General features: G+C 74.3%; 21 protein-coding genes. 10 read left to right on the top strand and 11 right to left on the bottom strand.

The genetic code is table 11. The features are described from left to right. Positions 1-272: 272 nt before the first annotated feature. From FHU37_RS07565 to FHU37_RS07555, 3 genes are all read right to left on the bottom strand, one after another. Positions 273-1,229 carry a CU044_5270 family protein gene (locus FHU37_RS07565; protein ID WP_179813435.1) on the bottom strand — a complete coding sequence of 319 codons (957 nt, stop codon included), beginning with the start codon at positions 1,227-1,229 and terminating at the stop codon, positions 273-275. Positions 1,230-1,240: 11 nt separating this feature from the next. Beyond that, complete coding sequence (locus tag FHU37_RS07560) at positions 1,241-1,786, bottom strand: RNA polymerase sigma factor (RefSeq protein WP_179813434.1); 546 nt, start codon at positions 1,784-1,786, stop codon at positions 1,241-1,243. Positions 1,787-2,047: 261 nt separating this feature from the next. Then, positions 2,048-2,992, bottom strand: coding sequence for a glycosyltransferase family 4 protein (locus FHU37_RS07555; RefSeq protein WP_179813433.1), 945 nt, complete (start codon positions 2,990-2,992; stop codon positions 2,048-2,050). Positions 2,993-3,420: 428 nt separating this feature from the next. Between FHU37_RS07555 and FHU37_RS27885 the strand changes: the two genes are divergently transcribed. The 5 genes from FHU37_RS27885 to FHU37_RS07535 all read left to right on the top strand — a co-directional run bounded on the left by FHU37_RS27885 (position 3,421) and on the right by FHU37_RS07535 (position 7,553). After that, complete coding sequence (locus tag FHU37_RS27885) at positions 3,421-3,711, top strand: NUDIX domain-containing protein (protein ID WP_246449665.1); 291 nt, start codon at positions 3,421-3,423, stop codon at positions 3,709-3,711. A 38-nt stretch (positions 3,712-3,749) separates the two neighbouring features. Further along, positions 3,750-3,932 carry an NUDIX hydrolase gene (locus FHU37_RS27880; RefSeq protein WP_246449662.1) on the top strand — a complete coding sequence of 61 codons (183 nt, stop codon included), beginning with the start codon at positions 3,750-3,752 and terminating at the stop codon, positions 3,930-3,932. Positions 3,933-4,478: 546 nt separating this feature from the next. Further along, positions 4,479-5,081, top strand: coding sequence for a M23 family metallopeptidase (locus FHU37_RS28905; protein WP_179813432.1), 603 nt, complete (start codon positions 4,479-4,481; stop codon positions 5,079-5,081). A gap of 270 nt (positions 5,082-5,351) precedes the next feature. Then, entirely contained in the window at positions 5,352-6,350 is a 999-nt protein-coding gene (locus FHU37_RS07540; protein ID WP_179813431.1) for a phage baseplate protein, read from the top strand. Between the two features lie 309 nt (positions 6,351-6,659). Continuing rightward, positions 6,660-7,553, top strand: coding sequence for a glycoside hydrolase family 19 protein (locus FHU37_RS07535; RefSeq protein WP_179813430.1), 894 nt, complete (start codon positions 6,660-6,662; stop codon positions 7,551-7,553). Between the two features lie 129 nt (positions 7,554-7,682). On the opposite strand, the gene FHU37_RS07530 is transcribed toward FHU37_RS07535, so the two are convergent. Then, a complete protein-coding gene (locus FHU37_RS07530) occupies positions 7,683-8,042 on the bottom strand; it encodes an MmcQ/YjbR family DNA-binding protein (protein ID WP_179813429.1) in 360 nt (119 codons plus the stop codon). Between the two features lie 114 nt (positions 8,043-8,156). Here FHU37_RS07530 and FHU37_RS07525 point away from each other — a divergent pair, with 114 nt between their 5' ends. Next, entirely contained in the window at positions 8,157-8,666 is a 510-nt protein-coding gene (locus FHU37_RS07525; protein WP_179813428.1) for an NUDIX hydrolase, read from the top strand. Here the strand turns inward: FHU37_RS07525 and FHU37_RS07520 are convergent. The 4 genes from FHU37_RS07520 to FHU37_RS07505 are packed head-to-tail and all read right to left on the bottom strand — an operon-like array spanning position 8,660 to position 11,598. After that, positions 8,660-10,243 carry a polyamine aminopropyltransferase gene (locus tag FHU37_RS07520; protein WP_179813427.1) on the bottom strand — a complete coding sequence of 528 codons (1,584 nt, stop codon included), beginning with the start codon at positions 10,241-10,243 and terminating at the stop codon, positions 8,660-8,662. The two genes, FHU37_RS07525 and FHU37_RS07520, sit on opposite strands and share 7 nt — an antisense overlap. Continuing rightward, positions 10,240-10,677 (bottom strand): DUF350 domain-containing protein, encoded by a 438-nt coding sequence (locus FHU37_RS07515; RefSeq protein ID WP_179813426.1) that lies wholly within the window; start codon positions 10,675-10,677, stop codon positions 10,240-10,242. The genes FHU37_RS07520 and FHU37_RS07515 overlap by 4 nt, the downstream gene beginning before the upstream one ends. 25 nt (positions 10,678-10,702) lie before the next feature. Further along, positions 10,703-11,110 (bottom strand): DUF4247 domain-containing protein, encoded by a 408-nt coding sequence (locus FHU37_RS07510; RefSeq protein WP_179813425.1) that lies wholly within the window; start codon positions 11,108-11,110, stop codon positions 10,703-10,705. Then, complete coding sequence (locus FHU37_RS07505) at positions 11,107-11,598, bottom strand: DUF2617 family protein (protein WP_179813424.1); 492 nt, start codon at positions 11,596-11,598, stop codon at positions 11,107-11,109. The genes FHU37_RS07510 and FHU37_RS07505 overlap by 4 nt, the downstream gene beginning before the upstream one ends. A 541-nt stretch (positions 11,599-12,139) precedes the next feature. On the opposite strand from FHU37_RS07505, the gene FHU37_RS07500 reads away from it, so the two are divergent. Beyond that, positions 12,140-13,348: a DUF418 domain-containing protein gene (locus tag FHU37_RS07500; RefSeq protein WP_179813423.1), complete on the top strand. Its 1,209-nt coding sequence runs from the start codon at positions 12,140-12,142 to the stop codon at positions 13,346-13,348. A 73-nt stretch (positions 13,349-13,421) separates the two neighbouring features. On the opposite strand, the gene FHU37_RS07495 is transcribed toward FHU37_RS07500, so the two are convergent. Then, complete coding sequence (locus FHU37_RS07495; protein WP_179813422.1) at positions 13,422-13,901, bottom strand: nucleoside deaminase; 480 nt, start codon at positions 13,899-13,901, stop codon at positions 13,422-13,424. A 211-nt stretch (positions 13,902-14,112) separates the two neighbouring features. On the opposite strand from FHU37_RS07495, the gene FHU37_RS07490 reads away from it, so the two are divergent. Further along, positions 14,113-15,000, top strand: coding sequence for a siderophore-interacting protein (locus FHU37_RS07490; protein ID WP_312892486.1), 888 nt, complete (start codon positions 14,113-14,115; stop codon positions 14,998-15,000). A gap of 14 nt (positions 15,001-15,014) precedes the next feature. Here the strand turns inward: FHU37_RS07490 and FHU37_RS07485 are convergent, their stop codons facing one another. Further along, the gene (locus FHU37_RS07485) at positions 15,015-18,341 is read right to left on the bottom strand and encodes an ATP-binding protein (RefSeq protein WP_179813420.1); all 3,327 of its coding nucleotides are present in this window, start codon (positions 18,339-18,341) and stop codon (positions 15,015-15,017) included. A gap of 107 nt (positions 18,342-18,448) precedes the next feature. Between FHU37_RS07485 and FHU37_RS07480 the strand changes: the two genes are divergently transcribed. Then, positions 18,449-19,192 carry an SAM-dependent methyltransferase gene (locus FHU37_RS07480; protein WP_179813419.1) on the top strand — a complete coding sequence of 248 codons (744 nt, stop codon included), beginning with the start codon at positions 18,449-18,451 and terminating at the stop codon, positions 19,190-19,192. On the opposite strand, the gene FHU37_RS07475 is transcribed toward FHU37_RS07480, so the two are convergent. Then, positions 19,164-19,871: a TetR/AcrR family transcriptional regulator gene (locus FHU37_RS07475; protein WP_312892485.1), complete on the bottom strand. Its 708-nt coding sequence runs from the start codon at positions 19,869-19,871 to the stop codon at positions 19,164-19,166. The two genes, FHU37_RS07480 and FHU37_RS07475, sit on opposite strands and share 29 nt — an antisense overlap. 114 nt (positions 19,872-19,985) lie before the next feature. On the opposite strand from FHU37_RS07475, the gene FHU37_RS07470 reads away from it, so the two are divergent. Continuing rightward, a complete protein-coding gene (locus FHU37_RS07470; protein WP_179813418.1) occupies positions 19,986-20,414 on the top strand; it encodes a nuclear transport factor 2 family protein in 429 nt (142 codons plus the stop codon). Position 20,415: the final 1 nt, after the last annotated feature.

The raw sequence follows: 20,415 nt of genomic DNA, 5'->3' as shown, positions 1-20,415 counted from the left end.
CACTCGGCAGTGCGACGGTCGCACTGCCCGCTCCCGCCGGCAGAGAAGCGATGCGGGAGCGTCGTCACACCTATTTGTATTCATATAGGCACGGAGCGCAACCGGAGGGTGCCCGCCCGCGTCCACCCGGGGGAGCCCGGTGCGCTGCCTCCACCGCGTCACGCACGGCGAGGAGGAGGCGGAGCCCGGGCGTACGGGCGGGCGGTGGGCGGGGAGGGGCGACCCACGCCGTGGGGCCTTCCCCGCCCACCGCCGTCACTCGGCGTGCCGGGTCAGGCCGCGGGGGTCTCCTCCCGCGGCTGCCCGGAGCGGGTCGGCGCCTCGGGCACCTCACCGATCTCGTCGACGACCGCGACGTCCAGCACCGCGATCTCGTCGGAGCCCAGGTACCGCAGGGTGTCCCGGTCGAAGACCCACTGGGTCCGCTCTCCCGACGGTTCCTCGAAGGCGAGCCCCACGCCCCGCCGGCCGGCCGCGTCGACGGCGTCGTCGACCACGACCACCCCCGGCACCTCGGCCACCGCGCGGTACAGGGCCGCGCCGACGTCCGGCAGCAGGCTCGCCTGGGCGAGCTTGGAACCGATGTCCTCCAGCACGGCCGTGTGCGGGTCCGGGCCCTGGCCCTCCGTGGCGGCGTACAGCGACTCCAGCAGGACGCCGGGATCGGTCGGGAGCGCCTCCAGCTCCCGGTAGGTGGTCGCGTTCGGGTCCGCCTCGATCACCCCGGACAGGTTCTCCAGTTCGGTCCCCGCCGACGGGCCGGACAGCACCCGTTCGCTGAGCCAGCCGTCCCGGGCGCCGTCCACGGCGTGCCAGTCGTCCCGCTCGATCCGGTCCGCCCCGTCCGGCGTCCCCCGCTCGCCCTCGGTCCTGGTGTAGACGTACTGGTCGTCCCGCACCTCGATCTCCGGCCCGCTGGCCGCCGCCAGGGCGATGCGGTCGAGCAGTTCCACCGCCTCCCGGTGCTGTTGCGCGGTCACCTCCACCTCCTCCCCACCGCCGTTCGGCACGGCGAGCGTGGTCACCAGCGCGGCCGCCGCCAGCAGCGGCGCGGCCACCAGGGCCGGCCGCGGCACCCGGCCGAAGCCGGACCGCGCCGGTGCGGCCTGCCGGGGAGTGGCCAGCACCCGCCGCAGCAGCGCGGCACGCTGCTCGTCGGTGTCCCCGGCGCCGAGCGCCGGATCCAGGCTTCGGAACGTCTCCTCGATGTCCTCGTGGCGGATCGCCATCGCGTTGCTCCTCACTGAACGGTCGTAACGGTGGGCAGGGGCTGGGTGGGTGGTTCGGCCGAAGGCTCGTCCTCCAGGAGCCGCCGCAGCCGGCGTCGGGCCCGGTGGAGCCGCATCGCGTAGGTGGCGGGCGCGCAGGAGAGCACCTTCGCCCCCTCCCGCGTGGACAGCCCCTCCCACAGGGCCAGCCGCAGGACCTCCTGCTCGAGCTCGCTGAGCTGCCCGAAGGCCCGAACCACCGCGAGCCGCGTCGACAGCTCACCGGCGGGATCGGGCAACGTTCCGGACGAGGTCCGGCCGAGCACCTCCAGCAGGTCCCGCGAACGGTCGCCCCTGCGCCGCAGGTTCGCCACGGTCCTCCGGGCGACCCCGTAGAGCCAGGGCAGGGGACGCTCCCTGGGAACCTCCCCCTGGCGCCGCCAGGCCACCAGGAAGACGTCCGCGACCGCGTCCGCCACCTGCGCCTCGGGCAGACGCCGCCGCATGTAGGCGGAGATGTCGGCGTAGTACGCCTCGTACCACTCGACGAACCTTCGTTCGTCCTCGTCTGTCGTCACGTGACCTCCCACGTGTATGTGTGGGATCGAGCGAGTTGATAACGCGCCGGTCCGAAATTCCTCCGGGGTGACCGGTCCGGCCGGGGCGGCGTCCGCGTCGCGGCATGCGTCGGGGCGACGTGGGAGGAGGACGACGTCCGCGGTGCCGCGCGCGTCGAGCGCGTCGTGCGCCGGAACCGCGCCGGCGGACCGCCGCCGACGCCCCGGCACCGCCCCACCGGCTGTGGCCGACCCGGCGTGCCGGGCACCGTGCGGAAGAGGTCAGCGAGACGTCCGGTTGCGGGCTGCCCACTCCTCGACGGCCGCGACCCAGTGGGCGAGGTCCGGCGCGGGGTCCAGTTCGGCGGACCGCCGCCGAGCGCGGGCCGAGGCCAGCTCGTACGCGGCGGGCTCCAGCACGTCGCGCAGGGCGGTGACGTAGGCGTCGAGGTCGTCCCGCGAAGCGAAGATGCCGGCCGCGCCCAGGCTCTCCACGAGGCCCGGCGTGGGGTGGGCGATCACGGGGATGCCGCTCGCCATGGCCTCCACCCCGACCCGGCCCCAGCTCTCGTACTCCGACGGCACGAGGAGGACGGCGGTCCGGGCGTAGACCCGATCCCGCATCCGGTCACCCGGCACGTGCGGGATGATCTCCAGGTTCGCGAGCCGGCGGGGAGGCCGCACCTGCGTCCCGTAGGCGCCGAGCACCCCGAGGAACCGCCGCTCCGGCATGCGCTCGGCGATCCTCCAGAAGAGGTCGCCGCCCTTCTCCTGGTTCAGGTTGACCAGGGTGATCGCGTCGCCCGGGTCGGTGCGGTAGTCGGCCGCGTAGACCGGCGGGCGGACGACGATCGACTCCGGCGCCTCGACGCCGGCCCGCGCGAACCACACGCGCGCCGCGTCCTGCATCCACAGCGAGTTGTAGACGGCGAAGGGGACGGCGCCGGTCGCGATGTCCCCGAAGGTCGGGTCGAACGTGTTGTGGCAGACGGAGACGACCGGGACGCGGTACCGGCGCCCGTACCCGGCCGTCGCCGCGACGTTCTCCAGGTGCGACACGAGCACGTCGGCCCGAGACGCCTGGGTGGCGAAGTCCACCCCGGACTGGAAGGGGATGACCCGCACCCCGTCGAGGCCGTACTCGGCGCGGAGGGGCCCGTCCTTCGACAGCCACACCGTGACCTGGTGCCCGTGGTCCACCAGGGCCCGGAACATCGAGTGGATCATCCACTCGCCCCCCGCGTTGTGGGCGGGCGGGTACGCGTGCAGACGCGCGACCACACGCAACGGACCGACCCCGGGGAGCGACGGGGAAGCCGCCCGGGCCACCACGGCCCGCCGCGGGACGGCCGTCCTCCGCGCCGCCGTGGTGCCCTGCGCGGGGAGCCGCCCCGGTGCCTGCTCCCGGGGAACACGCGGAGCCCTCACCAGCCGCCACCGGGGACGTCGACACACTCCACCGAGGCTCCCGCCTCGCCGAGGAGTACGGCTGACACGACATCACACAGCAGCAGCACAGCGCGATTCTGCCACGCCGACCGATGGCCGTCTCCCCCTCCGGCACGCCGAAGGGGAATCGCCGGCCGGGTGGAACGACGAGACGGACTCGTGCGCCGCCCGCCCAGCGCGACCGCCGATCCACTACCTTCCGACGCATGCCCGACAGCACGGACCACCTGCCGCCCGCCCAGTACTACGCCACGCTCCCGCCCCACCTGGTCGGTGCCGGGCTCCTGCTGCGCGACCGGCGCCGGCGCGTTCTGTTGGTCGAGCCGGCCTACCGGCGCGACAGCTGGGAGATTCCCGGTGGGGCACTGGAGCACGGCGAGTACCCGTGGGAGGCGGCTGCCCGGGAAGTCCGGGAGGAACTGGGCCTCGACCTGTTGCCCGGACGCCTCCTGGTCACCGACATCGTCCCCGCCCAGAGCGAGGCCGCCCCCCACTGATCAACTTCCTCTTCGACGGCGGCATCCTCCCCGACCACGTGGCCGCCGACCTGCGGCCACACGACGAGGAACTGAGGAGCGTGGCCTGGTGCACCCCCGAACAGTGGGCCGAACGCCTCGCCCCGCACAAGGCGCGCCGCATCAACGCCTGCGTACACGCGGCCGACACCGGCACCACCGGCTACCTCCAACACGGCTGGCCGCCCCCCACTCCCACCTGAACCACCGCACTGCTCGGGGGGCAGCGCCGGCGCCTTCCGCGTGGTGGCGGTCACGGGGGAGTGGGGTGCTGCGGTGAGGGTGCTCACAGGGTTCCAGGCGTCTACGATCGCCGGTAGGAGAGCCTCAAACCTCAAATCGGGACGAATGGGGATGTTTGCGCCCGAGAGTGGTTGAATCATTCACCGCGGGGGGTGGGCACCGGGTAAACACCCAGGTCACCGTGGTGTCGCGGTGCTTCCTCCGGCCCTGTCGGTCCTCTCCGTGGCCTGTTCCCGGTGGTGCGTGTGGGCCTGCCAGTGGCTTGTTCCCGGCCCTCGTCGCTACTATCCGGCGTCGTTTTGGGGGCTCTTGGCGGGCTCGGCGGGGGTTGTTACTACTTGGACTCGTTCGCCCCACCCGGCAGTCCACACGGGATGCCGACGGGGCGGGCGGGGTCCGCGCCGGCGACGGTGGTGGGCCTGGTCCCCCGGCACCCACGCCGCCCTCCAGGAGCACTGGAATCACGGGCCGCGGGGTGCTGGAGTCCCCGAACAAAGGTTGCTTTCGTGACGATCACCCGCACCACCGCTACCGGCCGCATCACCTCCACCCTGGGCGGCCTGCGCCGCGCCTCCGCGCGCACGGTTGCCGCCGCGACGATGCTGGCCGCCGCGACCGCGGGCATGACCGGAACCGCCCTGGCCGCCACCCACGCCACCGCCGTGCCCGTGGCGACCGTGGCCGAGGCCAAGGCCGCCACCAGCGGGTTCGCCCTGCCGATCGAGGGCTCCTACACCCTGAGCGCCTCCTTCGCCCAGGCCGGCAGCAACTGGGCCAGCACCCACTCCGGCCAGGACTTCGCCGTCCCCACCGGCACCGGCGTGGACACCGTCTCCGACGGCGTCGTCTACTCCGCCAGCTACGACTCCTCGTACGGCAACAACGTCATCGTGCAGAACGCCGACGGCAAGTACGTCCTGTACGGCCACCTCTCCGAGATGACCGTCACCGCTGGTCAGAAGGTGAGCGCCGGCGACCGTGTGGGTCTGTCCGGCAACACCGGCAACTCCACCGGCCCGCACCTGCACTTCGAGGTCCGCACCACCCCGGTCTACGGCTCCGCCATCAACCCGGTGGACTACCTCGCCGCCAACGGCATCACCATCTGACACCGGTAGACAGCCGTGAACCCCGCCCGGCGCCCCCACCACACGGTGGGGGCGCCGCGGCGTGTCCGCGCCAATCGGCCGCCTGCGGCCGCAAGCGGAGCCCGAGACTCCCCGCCTTGAGCGCCGCTCACCAGCGGTGACGTCCGGGCGGCCGGTGAACCCCGTGGCGCCGAGTGGTGATCCACCGGAGGCTTGGTGGACGCGGATTCCGGCGCTACGCGCGTAGAAACCGCCGAGGCCGGTCCATCTCACGACGGGGAGTGGGAAACCATGACGACAGACCGTTCACCCAGCGACACGCCGCACGCGTCGGAGTCCTGGAGTCGGCGGCGGGTGCTCCGGATCAGCGGGGGCGCGGCGGCCGGCGCCGCGCTGGGGCTCGGCATCACGGCGCCCACCGCCGCCGCGGCCGTGCCCACCTCCCAGCGGTTCGACCTGTCGGAGCCCTCCTATGACCTGTTCCGCCACGTCACCCTGCGCGACGGCCGGGTCCAGCAGTCGTTCTGCTTCGACAACGTCAACCGGCGGCTGTTCGTCGCCCAGCTCCGCTCCGGCTCCCCGGACGACAGCGGGGACCTGTGCATCACCGAGCTGGACTTCTCCGGCAACCAGCTGGGCTACATGTACCTCAGCGGGTTCGGACACGGGGTGTCGATCGCGGCGCAGCCGGTGGGCACCGCCACCTATCTGTGGACGGAGGTGGACGTCAACAGCAACGCCCGCGGCACCCGGCTGGCCCGGTTCCGCTGGAGCAGCGGGACGACGCTCAGCAACACCTCCTCCGCGCTGACCAAGCACTCGCCGGTGGCCGGAGCGCTGGAGACCACCTGCGCGATCGATCCGGTGCACAACCGGATGGCGGTCCGCTACGAGACCGGCAGCGGCAAGCGGTACGCCATCTTCAACGTGAGCGACGTGGCGGCCGGCGTCTACACCAACCGGCTGGCCGACGTGGCGCAGCCCGGCGGGCTGGGCGTCTTCCAGGGCTACACGCTGTACGGATCGTTCGTCTACCAGATCGAGGGCACGGCCTACGGCCCGGACAACCCCAGCCCGGGGAACGCGTACGTCTCCAGCGTGAACGTGAACACCGGCGCGATGGTCCAGCGGAGCTTCACCCGCGCGGGCTCGACCCTGACGTACCGGGAGCCCGAGGGCATGGCGGTGTACCGCACCGCCGCGGGCCAGACCCGGCTGTTCCTCGGTTTCGCCTCCGGCGAGGCGGGCGACCGCCGCAGCAACCTGTTCTACAAGAACGTGCTGGTGTAGCGCCGCGCCGGCCGGTCTCCACCCGGCCGGCTCCCCCTCGCGCCGGTCGAGGCCCCACCGAGGGCGTCGACCGGCGCGCGCGTTCCGCGTCCGCCACCTCCGGTCGTGTGCGCGGGCGCCGCCGAGCCGGCGGGCTGTCCGATTACCCACCCTTGACTGGTATAGACCAACGCGCTTGAGTGGGTGTCACCCCGGGCGGCCGAGCCGCCGAGAGCCGGCCAGCTTTCTGACGGGGCCATGACATCATGCCGACCCGCGGCCGTCCCGCCGTCGATCCGTGCGGCCCGGGCCGCACCGAGGAGTGATCAGATGTTCACCAGACGCCTCACCTCCGTGCTCGCCGCCCTCGCCGTGCTGCTCGCCGGCGCCCTCGCGGTCGTCGTACCGGCCGGCACTGCCCACGCGGCGGACTGTGCCCCCGCCTGGAGCGCCACCACGACCTACTGGGGCGGCACGACCGTCTCCCACAACGGCCGCAACTGGACCGCCAGGTGGTGGACCCTCGGCGAGGCGCCGCCCGGCACCTCCGGCGTGTGGGCCGACCAGGGAGCGTGCGGCACCACCACGCCGCCGCCGATCCCCTCCGGCTTCATCGTCACCGAGGCGCAGTTCAACCAGATGTTCCCGAACCGGAACCCCTTCTACACCTACAGCGGGCTCACCGCCGCCCTGAGCTCCTACCCCGGTTTCACCACCACCGGCAGCGACACCGTCCGGCGCCAGGAGGCCGCGGCCTTCCTCGCCAACGTCAGCCACGAGACCGGCGGTCTGGTCCACATCGTCGAGCAGAACACCGCCAACTACCCCCACTACTGCGACTCCACCCAGCCCTACGGGTGCCCCGCGGGGCAGGCCGCCTACTACGGTCGCGGCCCGATCCAGCTGAGCTGGAACTTCAACTACAAGGCGGCCGGCGACGCGCTCGGCATCGACCTGCTGAACAACCCCTGGCTGGTGCAGCAGGACGCGGCCGTGGCCTGGCGCACGGCGCTGTGGTACTGGAACACCCAGAGCGGGCCGGGCACCATGACGCCGCACAACGCCATGGTGGGCGGCCACGGCTTCGGTGAGACCATCCGCAGCATCAACGGGGCCCTGGAGTGCAACGGCGGCAATCCCGCCCAGGTGCAGAGCCGGGTGACCACCTACCAGCGGTTCGTCTCCATCCTGGGCACCACGGCGGGCGCCAACCTGTACTGCTGACCCGCCCGTCGAACGCCCGGCCCGTCGACCGCGCGGCGCGGCGCTCGCCGGCGCGGGGTGTGGGGGGTGCGGCCCGCCGGCCGCACCCCCTGCCGCGGTTCCCCCCCAGGCACGCGGGGCACCGGCGGGTCAGTGCGCCGGGCGCTCCGGGCCGGCGGCCGGGACGGCGTCGAGGAGGGCGCTCGGCGCGCCCTGGCGCCAGGCGTCCACGATGATGGCGCGCAGCTCGTCGAGGTCGTCCAGGGCGGCCAGCCGGACCCGCAACCAGGCCAGCGTGACGTCCTCCCGGGAGAACTTCTCCGGCTCGGAGGCCATCAGCTCCGCGTGGTCCTCGACCGGGCAGCGCACCGCCATCGAGGCGTCGTCCCGGGCCAGCGTGAGGAACATCCGACCGCCCCGGACGCGGAAGGTCGGCATGTCCCAGGCGATCTTCTCCTCCGTCTCCGGCAGGGACAGCGCGATCCGCCGGACGTCTTCCGCATCGATCATGCTCCGACCGTAGACGGCGGCACTGACAGCGCGCCAGCGACCGTCCGGCAGAGGGCGGGCACCGGGCGGAGACCCTGCTGCGACGCCCCGGCCGGCCGCGCTAGGGTCGGGGGCATGCCGACGCCCGAGTTCATCCGTGCCATCCGCGCCTCCGCGGGCCACCAACTGCTCTGTCTGCCCGGCGTGACGGCCGTGGTCTTCGACGACGACGGCCGGGTGCTGCTGGTCCGCCGCGCGGACACCGGCGAGTGGTCGCTGATCGGCGGCATCCCGGAGCCCGGCGAGCAGCCGGCCGTCGCGGCGGTGCGGGAGGTCGAGGAGGAGACGGCGGTGCGCTGCACGGCCGAGCGCGTGGTCCTGGTCCAGGCCCTGGAGCCCATGCAGTACCCCAACGGGGACCGCTGCCAGTACATGGACATCACCTTCCGGTGCCGCGCGGTCGGCGGCGAGCCGCGGGTCAACGACGACGAGTCGCTGGAGGTGGGCTGGTTCTCGCTGGACGCGCTGCCCGACCTCGGCGAGTTCGGTCAGCTGAGGATCAAGCAGGCGCTGGCCGACGAACCGACCTGGTTCGCCACGGAGGACGCACCGATGACGCCCGGGGGCGATCGGCCGGGTCAGTAGGTCCGCCACTCCTGGCGGCTGTACTCCAGCACGGTGGGCTCCATCAGGGTGCTGGCGCGCACGTCGGCCGATCGGCGGTCGAGCGGGAAGACGGCGGCCGCCCGCAGCACCGCGTCGTCGAGGAAGCGCAGCGGCGGGGCGTCCGGCGCCAGGCGCAGCGGCGGATCGCCCGCCCCGCGGCCCTCCGGGAGGTCGGCGAGGACGAATCCCCAGTTGCCGAAGCTGGGCACGTCGACCTGGTAGGGGGTGGTGGCGAAGCCGGCCTCCCGGATGCCGGCCTCGATCGACCAGTAGGTGCGCGGGGCGAAGAACGGCGATCCGCCCTGCACCACCACCCGGCCCTGCGGCGCCAGCACGCGGGAGAGCATGCCGTAGAACTCCACCGAGTACAGCTTGGCGGTGGCCACGCTGTCCGGGTCGGGGAAGTCCACGACCACGGCGTCGTAGCTGCCGGTGGCGTCCCGCAGCCAGGTGAAGGCGTCGTCGTTGACGGTGGTGACCCGCGGGTCCGCCAGCGCGTCGTGGTTCATCGCGCGCAGCGGGCCGTAGGACCGGGCGAGCTCGGTCACGGCCGGGTCGAGGTCGACCAGGGTCACCCGCTCGACGTCGTCGTAGCGCAGCACCTCGCGCAGGGCGAGCCCGTCGCCGCCGCCGAGGACCAGCACGGAGGAGCGGGCGCCGGCCAGCGCCGGGTGCACCAGGGCCTCGTGGTAGCGGTACTCGTCGACCGAGGAGAACTGGAGGTCGCCGTTGAGGAACAGCCGCAGGTCGGGGTCTCCGGTGAAGGCGACCGACTCGGTGATCACGATGTCCTGGTACCGGGTCTGCTCGGCGTGCACGATCGGGTCCCGGTACAGCCGCTGGCGGGCGCTGACCTCCAGGTCGTCGGCGAACGCGTAGGCCCCGCCGAGCAGCGCGAGCACCGCCGCCATGCCGGCCAGCAGCCCGGCCTGGACCACCCGGCGGGTCTGCCGGCGGAAGATCCACAGCACCAGGGCGACGCCGGCGGTGGCGTTGACCGCGCCCACCACCAGGGCACCGCGCAGCTGTCCGAACGTCGGCAGCAGGAGCAGCGGGAAGCAGAGCCCGCCGACCAGCGCGCCGATGTAGTCGGCGGCGAACATGTCGGCGACCGCGCCGCCCGCCTCCTGCCGCTGGATCCGCTGGAGCATCGTCATCAGCAGCGGGATCTCGGCGCCGATCAGCATGCCGACGACGAAGGCGATGGCGACCATCACCGGGGTGTAGACGCCCAGCCAGGCGAAGGCCACGTAGAGGGCGAGCACGGACAGCCCGCCGATCAGCGCCAGCGCCGCCTCCACCAGGGCGAACGCCCCGACGGCGCGGCGCTGCAGCGGCTTGGCCGCCAGCGAGCCCATGCCCATGGCGAACACCATGACCGACAGCACGACCGAGGTCTGCAGCACCGTGTCGCCGACCAGGTAGCTGCCCAGCGCCGTCAGCGCCAGCTCGTAGACCAGTCCGCAGGCGGCGCAGAGGAAGACCGCGAACAGCAGCAGGAACCGGGCCAGGCGCGGACGTGCCGCGGCCCGCGGCGGTTCCGTGAGCGTGCTCACGACAGTGCGGCGCCGACCATGAGCGCCGTGCCGACGTACATCGCGCCCTGCACCCACGCCGCCGGGTGGGGACGGTCGCCGTCGTCCTGGAGCACCACGGCGCCCATCCGGCCCGGGGTGACGATGCCGACCACGGCGAACACCAGCGTCATCACCAGCACGCCGACCAGCCCGTACACCAGGGTGCTGAGCAGGCCGTAGCCGAGCCCCGCCTCGGACTCGCTGGCCGCGATCGCCTCGCGGATGACGATGCCCACGCCGAGCATCTGACCGCCGAGCACCACGGCCGCGCCCTTGTTGCGCTCGGTCCACACCACCGAGGCGAGCTTGCCGGGGGTCACCAGGTCCAGGGCGACGAACGCCACCGCCATGACGACGAAGCCCACCAGGCCGTACAGCAGCGCCGAACCGGCCGCTTCCACGATGTCCGTCAACGTCTTCCCTCTCTCCCCTGACCGCTTACTTTCCGGATCCCGGCCCGCCGCCGCGGAACTCGTCGTCGTGGCTGCCCGGCACCGGCCAGGTGCTGACGTGGGAGTTCCAGCGGCGGTAGCCGGTCGCGTAGTCCTCGATCTCGATCCGGCTGCCGGATCCGTACGGGCTCAGCGCCACGATGTCGTCCTCGTACCGCAGGAAGACCATGTCGTCGGTGTCGCTGTCGATGCGGCCCCGGGCGGAGCGGTGGTTCTCGATCTCGCTCGCGACGCGCGCCGGCGCGTCGACCTCGTCGAGGTAGTCGCCGTCGCTGGAGCGGTACTGCTCGGCGATCCAGTCCCTCGGGGCGTCGTCGTCGGCATCACCGCCCGAACAGCCCGTCAGCAGCGTCACGGCGACCAGCGCCGCCGCGGACAGCCGAGTGTGCCTCACCGTGCCTCCAGCCTGGTGTGTGTGGTGACGATCTGCCGGGTCTGCGGGTAGGCGTGCCAGGTGCGCCAGGCGACACCGGCGTCGGACTCCACCACGAGCGCGGTGACGGCGTCGGGGGAGCCGGGGAAGATCCCGCAGAGCGCGTCCGGCCGGCCGTCCAGCCCTTCGCGCAGCCACTGGGCGCGGTCGCCGAACTCCTGGGGCGGGTAGGTGTCGATCCGGGCGGTGAAACGATACTTCCAGCCGCCGATCTCCTCGTTCACCGCCTCCGGAAGCCATCCCGGCCTGCCGGGCAGGCAGGCCACGGTCTCGCAGACCGGGCCGGCGATCACCTGGTGGGAGGCGCCGAGCAGCCGGAGCTGGACGGTGAGTCCGCCGGCCCGCACCTCGGCCACCGCCAGGGCCTCGCGGGCCGGCAGGCCGAGGGCGAAGGAGAGCTGGTCGGCGCCCGTGTCGAGATAGGGGGCGGCGAGCCGTATCCCGCTCATCCGACGCGGCCCCGGCGCCCCGTCGGGCCGACACCCGGCAACCACCGCACTGCTGCTGACCCCCCGTTTTCGGACACTCCGCCAACGGAGTCCCGCCTCGATTCGCGCGCCAAGTATGGCACGGCTCGAACAGTGCTCCGACGCGGCCCCGGGCCCATGACATGCGCAGCACCGAAGTTGTCCACAGGCCGCGAAACGGGGGCTGCGGGGCGCCACCACCCCGTGGGATCCTGAAAAAGGGGGCCGAAAAGCCCCCCCAAGGGGGGGTTGAGGGCCCGGGCGGCGAGCCCTCCCCCACGCCCCGCCCCTCTTCCGGACAGCCCCATGCTGCCACTCCCGCGAGTCCGGGCAGCCCGTTCCGGAGGCCCGTGCCACCACTCCCCGGAATCCGCGCTGCCGCTCCCGCGAGCGGGCCGGCTCCACCGGCCGCAGCACCCCGGTACATCGAAAGATGTACCGCGCTTTTCATCAGCGCCTACGAGGGACGCGCCCCGACCCGCCACGACGATGAGAGGGACGAACCACTACTCAGGGGGAATCGATGGCGGACGCCATACGGTCAGCCGTGCCTTCGTCCACGCCGGTCACCGGTCCGGCGGGCACGACGGGCCGCCTACCACTGCTGGACGTGCTGCGCGGGGCGGCGATCCTCGGCACGCTGATGACCAACGTGTGGATCTTCAGCTCTCCGGGGTCGGAATGGGGCATCCTCACCGGCGCCACCCCGGGCTCCTCACTGCGGGAACTGCTGTCCGACCCCGCGCCCGCCCTGGCGGCCGAGAGCCTCTTCCGGTTCCTGGCCGACGGCAAGTTCCTGTCCATGCTCACCATCCTGTTCGGGGTCGGCCTGGCGATACAGTTCGCCTCCGCGGCCAGGCGCGGGCAGCCGTGGCCGGGCCGGTACCGCCGGCGGGCGCTGTTCCTGTTCGCCGAGGGCACCGCGCACTTCCTGCTGGTCTTCGCCTGGGACGTGCTGATGGGCTACGCCGTCACCGCGCTGCTGGTGGCCGGGCTGCTCACCCGGTCCGAGCGGTTCCGGCGGGCGGTGATGTGGTGCGCGGCGGGGCTGCACGTCGCCGGCATGGCGCTGCTCACCGCCGGGCTGGTCGCCGCCGACTCCGCGACCGGCGAGGTCGACGCCGAGGTGGTGGCGCTGTACGCGGACGGCGGCTACCTCGACCAGGTGGCGTTCCGCCTGGACAACGCCGTGCTGCTGCGCCTGGAACCGGTCCTGTCGTTCGGGCTGCTGCTCTTCCTGTTCCTGCTCGGTGTGCGGCTGTTCCGGGCGGGTGCCTTCCAGCCGGACGCCGCCGGCCGCCGGCTGCGCGTGCGGATGCTCCGCTGGGGCCTGGGTCTGGGGCTGCCGCTGAACGCGGCCACCGCGCTGGGCGGGATGGACTTCTTCCTGCTCAGCCGCTACGTGGCGGCCCCGCTGGTGGCGATCGGCTACATCGGGCTGATCGGGGTGCTGCTGGACCGCACGCGTCGCCCGGGACGGCTGGTGGCGGCGCTCACCTCGGTGGGCCGGACCGCGCTGTCCAGCTACGTCGCCCAGAACGCGCTGTGCGTGCTGGCCTGTTACGGCATCGGGCTGGGGCTCGCCACCCGTTTCGAGGACAGCGGGCCGTGGTGGGTGATGGGCCTGTGGGCGACGGTGTGCCTGCTGCTGGTGGTCGGCTCCACGCTGTGGCTGCGCCGCTTCTCGCACGGGCCGCTGGAGGCGCTCCAGCGGTGGGCGCTCAATCGCTGAGCGCGCGGGCACGGCCCCGCCCCGCTCGTGGGGACGCGCTCACGCTCCGGGGCGGTGTGCCCGGGTGCGGGGCTCAGGACCGGCCGTGGAAGCGGCGGTGCAGCTCGCGCACCCGGTCCGCCAGCTCGGGGACCGGGCCCTCCACCGGGACGCCGGGCGCGACCTGCTGGATCGGCAGGGTGCGCACGGGCGGGGCGGGCACCCCCAGCTCGGCCAGCCAGCCGGCGAGCTGCTCCGAGGAGGTGGCGTACACGATGCGCCCCAGGCCGACCCAGCCGTGCGCGGCGGCGCACATCGGGCAGTGCTCGCCGGAGGTGTAGACGGTCGCCGCCGCCCGTTCCGCGGGCGTCAGGTGCGCCGCGGACCAGCGCGCCAGCTCGAACTCCGGGTGGCGGGTGCGGTCCCCGGAGGCCACGTGGTTGTGGTCCTCGGCGAGGACGGTTCCGTCCGCGGCGACGAGCACGGAGCCGAACGGCTCGTCGCCGGCGTCGAGGGCCTGGGCGGCCAGTTCCACGCAGCGGCGCAGGTGCCGCAGGTCGGCTTCGTTCACCATGTCGGCCTCCTCGAAGACGCGCTCACCGGGCCCTCACCCGGCCCCGCAGCATGATCGCAGAACCCTCTCGGCGGGGTGGCGGACGGGGTGGGGTGGGCGGCGGCGCGGGGCGGCGGGGACGTGTCGGCGCCGTGTCGGTGGTCTGTCGGTCGGGGCCGGGATCGTCGTGGCGTTCCAGTCCACACCCACGCACTACCGTCATGGAGGTTCCGTGGAGAAGTCGTTGCCGGTCCGGTTGGTCGAGGTCACCGACGTGCGGCGGATCACGCCGCACATGGCGCGGGTCACCTTCACCGGGGACGGCCTGGCCGACCCTGGGCCCCACGAACCGGACCAGCAGGTCAAGCTGTACTTCCCGAGGCCCGGGCAGAGCGTCCCGCGTCTTCCGGACCCGGCCCGGGAGGGCGACCTGGTCCGCTGGTACCAGGCGTACCAGGCGATCCCCGAGCCGGAACGCCCCTGGATGCGCAGCTACACCATCCGCGCGCGCCGTCCGCAGCAGGGCGCGGTCGACGTCGACTTCGTGCTGCACGACGACGCCGGCCCGGCCACCCGGTGGGCGCGGTCGGCCCGGCCCGGCCAGGTGATCGGCATGTTCGGGCCGTCGGCGGACTTCGCCCGGCCCGTCCCGCTCACCCGCTCCCTGGGCTCCGCGGACTGGGTGCTGCTGGCCGGGGACGAGACGGCGCTGCCGGCCATCGGGACGCTGGTGGAGGCGCTGCCGGAGGGCGCCCGGGCGGTGGCCTACGTCGAGGTGGGCGGCCCGGCGGAGGAGCAGCGGTTCACCACCCGGGGTGCGCTGACGGTGCACTGGCTGCACCGGGGCGCAGTGCCGGCGGGGCGCAGCCGGGCGCTGGTCGACGCGGTGCGTGGCGCGGAGTTCCCATCGGGGTCGCCGTTCGTGTGGCTGGCGGGCGAGTCGGGGGTGGTGCGGTCGTTGCGGCGGCACCTGGTGGGTGAGCGGGGCGTGGACCGGCGGTCGGTCGACTTCGCCGGCTACTGGCGGCTGGCGTTGACCCAGGACGACGCCCCGACGGAGGAGGACCTCGCCGAGGCGCGTGAGCGCCTCGCGCAGGCGCCGGCCGCCGGCGAGTGGTGAGTCGCGGCGCGGGCTCAGACCAGGGCGGCGGCCTGTCGGACGGCGAGGCCGCCGCCCTCGGCGTAGGCGTGCTGATAGGTGTCGGGCCGCAGCACGGCGCGCAGCTCGGCCTCGGCGCGCGCTCGGGTCCCGGCCTCGTCGGGCAGTGCGCGGAAGGCGAGGCCGGTCGCCGCGCCGCCCCGGTCGTAGGCGCCGAGCAGTCGGGCGCCGTCCGGGGCGGCGCCGAGGTGGGCCTTGGCCCAGGCGGCGCTGAGGAACTGGACGGCGACGACCTGCGGGGCGACCAGGTAGCCGAGGGGGTCGAGGCGGCGCACGGCCTGCCGCAGGTGCCGCAGGGCGCGTGGGTACTCCCCGTCGAGGCAGTCCAGCCAGCCGTGCAGGCCGGCGACCATGCCGGTGAAGAGGGTGGGGGTGGCCGTGGTGAAGGTCTGTTCCATGCGGCGTAGTTGTTCCCGTGCCCGGTCGGTGCGGCCGGTGGTCCCGTAGCGCTGGGCGAGCAGCAGTCGTTCCATGCTGACGGCCTCGCCGGGGAAGCGGTCGGCCTCGTCCACGGCCTCCAGCAGCAGCCGCTCGGCGTGCTCGCGCGCGGCGGCGTCGGGCGCGGTCTCCAGGCGCACCGACGCCAGTCGGGCGCGGAACACCGGCACCTGGCTGTCCGCGCCGATGCGCCGGGCGCTGTCGATGGCGCGTTCGTAGTCGGCCGCGGCCCGCGCGTGGTGTCCGCGCCGGTGGAGCGCCTCGCCGCGCGCGGAGAGCGCTTCGGCGATCCCCCACTGGTCGCCGGCGCGTTCGAACCGGGCCAGTGCCTGGTCGGCGTCGGTGGTGGCCTGTTCCAGGCCGTCGGGGCGGTCGCCGAGCATCTTGGCGCGCATCAGCAGCGCGAAGCCGAGTTCCCAGTCGTGGCCGAGTTCCCGGCAGCCGCGCACCATGGCGTCCAGTGCCTCGCCGAGCTGGTCGAAGCGGCCGGTCATCAGCTGGGCGATGAACCACATGAAGCCGGGCGGGCGGCAGGTCTGCGGCATGCCGGGCCGGTAGGCCGCGACGATGGCCTCGAGGTGGGCGCGGGTCCGCGGGGTGCCGAGGGCGGTGCCGTCGCCCTCGTTGCTGGCGAGCGCCAGCAGCCGCAGGCCGCGCCGTGCCTCCCACAGGTGTTCCTCGGGCCAGGGCGGCGGGGTGGTGGTGCAGGGGTCGCGCAGCGGCACGGCCGGCCTGGGTTCGGGGAGGAAGGGGTCCGGGCCGAGTCGGGCGACGGTGGTGACCCAGCCGCGGACGTCCGCCTGGTGTTCGCGCAGCTGCCAGAACCAGCTCAGCGACAGCACCAGGCAGAGCGCCTCCTGTTCCTCCCGCAGCGCCACGGCGGTGCGCAGGGCGGCCCGCAGGTTGTCGTGCTCGGTGGTGAAGCGGTCGAGCCACTCGGCCTGCCGGGGGCCGCGCAGTTCCGGGTCGCCGGTGCGGGCGAGTTCGCGGTAGACCTCCAGGTGCCGTCGGGCGGCGGCCTGGCGTTCCCCGGCCTCGTCCAGCCGTCGCGCGGCGTACTCGGCGACGGTCTCCAGCAGCCGGTAGCGCATCCCGCGCGGCCCGCCGGGGTCGGCGACGACCAGCGACTTGTCCACCAGGCCGGTCAGGGCTTCCAGGGCGTCGGGGCCGCAGACCGCCTCGGCCTCGGCGAGTTCGCAGCCGCCGGAGAACACCGCGAGCCGGCGCAGCGTGGCGCGTTCGCGTTCGTCGAGGAGGTCCCAGGACCAGTCCACGACCGCCCAGAGGGTCCGCTGGCGGGGCAGTGCGGTGCGGTTGGCCCGGCTGCCGCCGGCCAGCAGGCGGAAGCGGTCGTCGAGCCGGTCGGCGATCTGCCGGGGGGTGAGCGCCCGCAGGCGGGCGGCGGCCAGTTCGATGGCGAGTGGCAGTCCGTCGAGTCTGCGGCAGATCTCGGCGCAGGCCGGCGGGTCCTGCTCGGTGTGGAAGCCGGGGCGGGCGGCGGCGCCGCGCTCGGCGAGCAGCCGGAGCGCGGCCGGCGTCGGCAGGGGTTCGACGGGCCACACGGACTCGCCGGGCACCGCCAGCGGCTCGCGGCTGGTGGCCAGCACGGTCACGCCGGGGCAGCCGGCCAGGACGGTCTCCGCGAGTTCGGCGGCCGTGCCGACGACGTGTTCGCAGTTGTCCAGGACGAGCAGCATCCGGCGTTGTCCGCAGTGCTCGACGAGCTCGGTGAGGGGGTCGCGCCGGGCGGCCTCGGCGGCGCGCAGCTCGCCGGCGGCGGACGGCGGCCGGACCACCGTGGTGCGCGCGCCGAGCGCGGTGAGCACGGCCTCCGGCACGGCGTGCTCCTCCCCCACCGGGGCGAGTTCGGCGATCCACACCCCGTCCGGCCAGCCGCCGTGGGCCGCGGCGGCCTGGGCGGCCTCCAGCGCCAGGCGGGTCTTGCCGACGCCGCCGGGCCCGAGCAGGGTCACCAGGCGTCCGGTGCGCAGCCGGTCGGTCAGGGCGGTGAGGTCGGTCTCCCGGCCGACGAAGGAGGTGAGCCGGGCGCGCAGGTTGCCGGGGAGGGCGGTCGGGCCGGTGGCGGGCGTGACGGGGGGCCGGGCGGCGGCCGGTGCGGGGGCGGTGTCGGCGGAGAGCAGTTCGGCGTGCAGGGCGCGCAGCTCCCGGCCGGGGTCCGTGCCGAGGCGGTCGGCCAGCCGGAGGCGCACCTCCTCGTAGCGGCGCAGGGCCTCGGCCCGTCGGCCGGAGGCCCACAGGGCGCGAATCCACAGCGCCTGCAGCGGCTCGTCCAGTGGTTCCTCGGCGGCGAGCGCCGCGAGTTCGAGGAGGGCGCCGTCCGACCGGCCCAGCGCCACCTCGGCGGCCAGCCGGTCCGCGCGGGCCCGGGCGCGCCGCCGTTCGGCCCGTGCCGCCAGCGGGTCGGTGTCCCTGCCGGGCAGGTCCGCCAGGGCCGGTCCGGACCACAGCGCCAGCGCGTCGTGCAGCAGCTCGGCCGCCGTCGCCGGGTCGCCGGCGCGCAGCGCGTCGGCTCCCCGGGCGCAGAGCCGTTCGAAGCGGAACAGGTCGATGGCGTCCGGTTCCACCGCCAGCCGGTAGCCCCCGGGCACCGAGGCCACCGCCCCGCCGCCCAGCGCCCGCCGCAGCCGTCCCACCAGTGCCTGCAGGGCGCCCACCTCGTCGGCGGGCGGCGTGTCCCGCTCGCCCCACACCTGGGCGACCAGGTCGCGCACCGGCACGGCCCGGCCGCCGCCGGCCGCGAGCGCGGTCAGCAGCGCCCGCAGCCGCGCCCCGCTGAGCGGCACCTCGGTGCCGTCCGGGCGCAGTGCCTGTGTGGTGCCGAGGACGCGGTAGCGGTGGGTCACCCGCCCATTGTCGCGTGGGGCGGGCGGGGCCCGTGGGGAAGCGGCCGCGGCGGGCGGCGGCGGTATTTGGGGAGACGGGGTGGACCGGTGGGCGGCACGATGCCGCAATGGACCGTCAACGCATCAGCGCCATCGCCCACGGCGACCATCCGATCGCCGCACCGCTCAGCGAGGAGTCCGTGGCCCGGCTGCTCGACCGAGCCGTCCCGAGCGGCACCGGCCGCCTCCTCGACCTCGGGTGCGGCACCGGCACCTGGCTCCGGCGGGCGCTGGCCGACCGACCCGGTCTGCGGGCCGACGGCGTCGACACCGACGCGGCGGCCATAGCGGCGGGCCGGGAGGCGGCGGCCGCGGAGGGCCTCGCCGACCGGCTCGCGCTGCACGTCCGGGACGCCACGGAGTTCACCGCGGCGGTCCCGTACGACCTGGTGCTCTGTGTCGGCGCGACGCACGCCTTCGGCGGCCTGTTCCCGGCGCTCGAAGCGGCCCGCCGGCACCTCGCCCCGGGTGGCGGCGTCCTGGTCGGCGACGGGTTCTGGGAACGGGCCCCCGACCGCGGCACCCTGGAGGCGGGGTTCGCCGCGGACGAGTACGACGACCTGGCGACGACCGTCGACCGGATCACCGCGGCCGGCTGGGCTCCCGTGTACGGGCACGTGAGCACCGGCGCGGAGTGGGACGAGTACGAGTGGTCCTGGACCGGGACCCTGACCCGCTGGGCCCTGGACCACCCGGAGGATCCGGGCGGCGAGGCGGCGCTGCGGGCGGCGAGCGAGCACCGTGCCGCCTGGCTGCACGGCTACCGCGGCACCCTGGGGTTCGTCACCCTGCTGCTGCGCCGGACTCCGTAGCGCCGGACTCCCCGGCACGGGCGGCCGGCGGGCCGGCGGACGGCGGACGGGCAGCCGGGTCGGGGCGCAGGCCGTCGAGGACGACCCTGAGGATCCCGGCCCGCACCTCGCCGTCGCCGGCCTGCTCGGTGGCGCGGGAGGTGCCGATCAGCAGCCCGATCAGTTCCGGCACGCCGACGTCCGCGCGGACGGATCCGGCCCGCTGCGCCCCGGCCAGGAGGGTGCCCAGGGCGTCGCGCAGCTCCCGCCCGACCTCCGAGGCGGCGTCCCGGGGGTCGACCCCGGCCTCGGTGAGGGCGTCGGCGAAGGCGTTCTTGGTCGCCGCCTGGTCCACCACCCGGGTGAAGAACACGAAGAACGCGCCCCGCGGGTCCGTGGTCTCGGCCAGCGCGCGGGCCTCCTCGGCCAGGCGGCGCAGCCGGCCGACGAAGACGGCTTCGAGCAGCGCCTCCTTGGTGGGGAAGTGCCGGAAGACCGTGCCGATCCCCACCCCCGCCTGACGGGCGATCTCCTCGGTCGAGGCGGAGGTGCCCTGGGTGGCGAAGACCCCCTCGGCCACCTCCAGCAGCCGGGCCCGGTTGCGGCGGGCGTCGGCGCGCAGCGGCCGTTCGGCCGGGGTGGCCGGCACGGGCGCGGCGGCGCGGTCGGAGGCGCCCGCACCGCGCTGACGCGGCGTCACTGTCCGTCTCCTTCCCGAAAACGATGGACAAGCGGAGTCGTCAGTCCGTATCTTCTTATCGGAGTCACAACTCCGATTCTAGTCGCGTCTTTCATGCCGTCACCGGAGGTCCGCATGTCCGTGGCAACCGAGCCGACCAGCCCGCGCGAGGTGTTCCACCGCCTGCTCCAGGGCATCGCGTCGGGGCACTGGGAGGAGCTCGCCGATCTGTACGCCGCCGACGCCGTCGTCGAGGTGCCGTTCGCCCTCCCCTCCCCGCTCCGCCTGGAGGGCCGGGAGCAGATCCGGGCGCACTTCCTGGCCGCCACCGGCCAGCCGCTGGAGCTGCGGCCGGTCAACGTGGTGGTTCGGGAGACCGACGACCCTGAGGTGGTCGTGGCCGAGTTCGACTACGAGGGCCGGGTCACCACCGGCAGCACGACGTTCCGCGCCGCCAACGTCCAGACCCTCCGGGTCCGCGACGGACTGATCGTCTCCTCCCGCGACTACCACGACCACGTGGCGATCGCCAGGGCGCTCGGCGCGTTCCCCGAGGCCGGGTGAG

Source organism: Allostreptomyces psammosilenae (genome assembly GCF_013407765.1).
In the GTDB taxonomy this organism is placed as follows: Bacteria; Actinomycetota; Actinomycetes; order Streptomycetales; family Streptomycetaceae; genus Allostreptomyces; species Allostreptomyces psammosilenae.
The sequence above is the reverse complement of the archived record's forward strand: the minus strand, read 5'-3'. Positions and strand labels throughout refer to the sequence as shown.

What these genes read in the sequence shown, in the direction of transcription:
- FHU37_RS07565 (WP_179813435.1), bottom strand. Translation starts at nt 1,229, where the DNA reads ATGGCGATCCGCCACGAGGACATCGAGGAGACGTTCCGAAGCCTGGAT.
- FHU37_RS07555 (WP_179813433.1), bottom strand. Translation starts at nt 2,992, where the DNA reads ATGATCCACTCGATGTTCCGGGCCCTGGTGGACCACGGGCACCAGGTC.
- FHU37_RS27885 (WP_246449665.1), top strand. Translation starts at nt 3,421, where the DNA reads ATGCCCGACAGCACGGACCACCTGCCGCCCGCCCAGTACTACGCCACG.
- FHU37_RS07540 (WP_179813431.1), top strand. Translation starts at nt 5,352, where the DNA reads ATGACGACAGACCGTTCACCCAGCGACACGCCGCACGCGTCGGAGTCC.
- FHU37_RS07535 (WP_179813430.1), top strand. Translation starts at nt 6,660, where the DNA reads ATGTTCACCAGACGCCTCACCTCCGTGCTCGCCGCCCTCGCCGTGCTG.
- FHU37_RS07530 (WP_179813429.1), bottom strand. Translation starts at nt 8,042, where the DNA reads ATGATCGATGCGGAAGACGTCCGGCGGATCGCGCTGTCCCTGCCGGAG.
- FHU37_RS07525 (WP_179813428.1), top strand. Translation starts at nt 8,157, where the DNA reads ATGCCGACGCCCGAGTTCATCCGTGCCATCCGCGCCTCCGCGGGCCAC.
- FHU37_RS07505 (WP_179813424.1), bottom strand. Translation starts at nt 11,598, where the DNA reads ATGAGCGGGATACGGCTCGCCGCCCCCTATCTCGACACGGGCGCCGAC.
- FHU37_RS07500 (WP_179813423.1), top strand. Translation starts at nt 12,140, where the DNA reads ATGGCGGACGCCATACGGTCAGCCGTGCCTTCGTCCACGCCGGTCACC.
- FHU37_RS07495 (WP_179813422.1), bottom strand. Translation starts at nt 13,901, where the DNA reads ATGGTGAACGAAGCCGACCTGCGGCACCTGCGCCGCTGCGTGGAACTG.
- FHU37_RS07480 (WP_179813419.1), top strand. Translation starts at nt 18,449, where the DNA reads ATGGACCGTCAACGCATCAGCGCCATCGCCCACGGCGACCATCCGATC.
- FHU37_RS07470 (WP_179813418.1), top strand. Translation starts at nt 19,986, where the DNA reads ATGTCCGTGGCAACCGAGCCGACCAGCCCGCGCGAGGTGTTCCACCGC.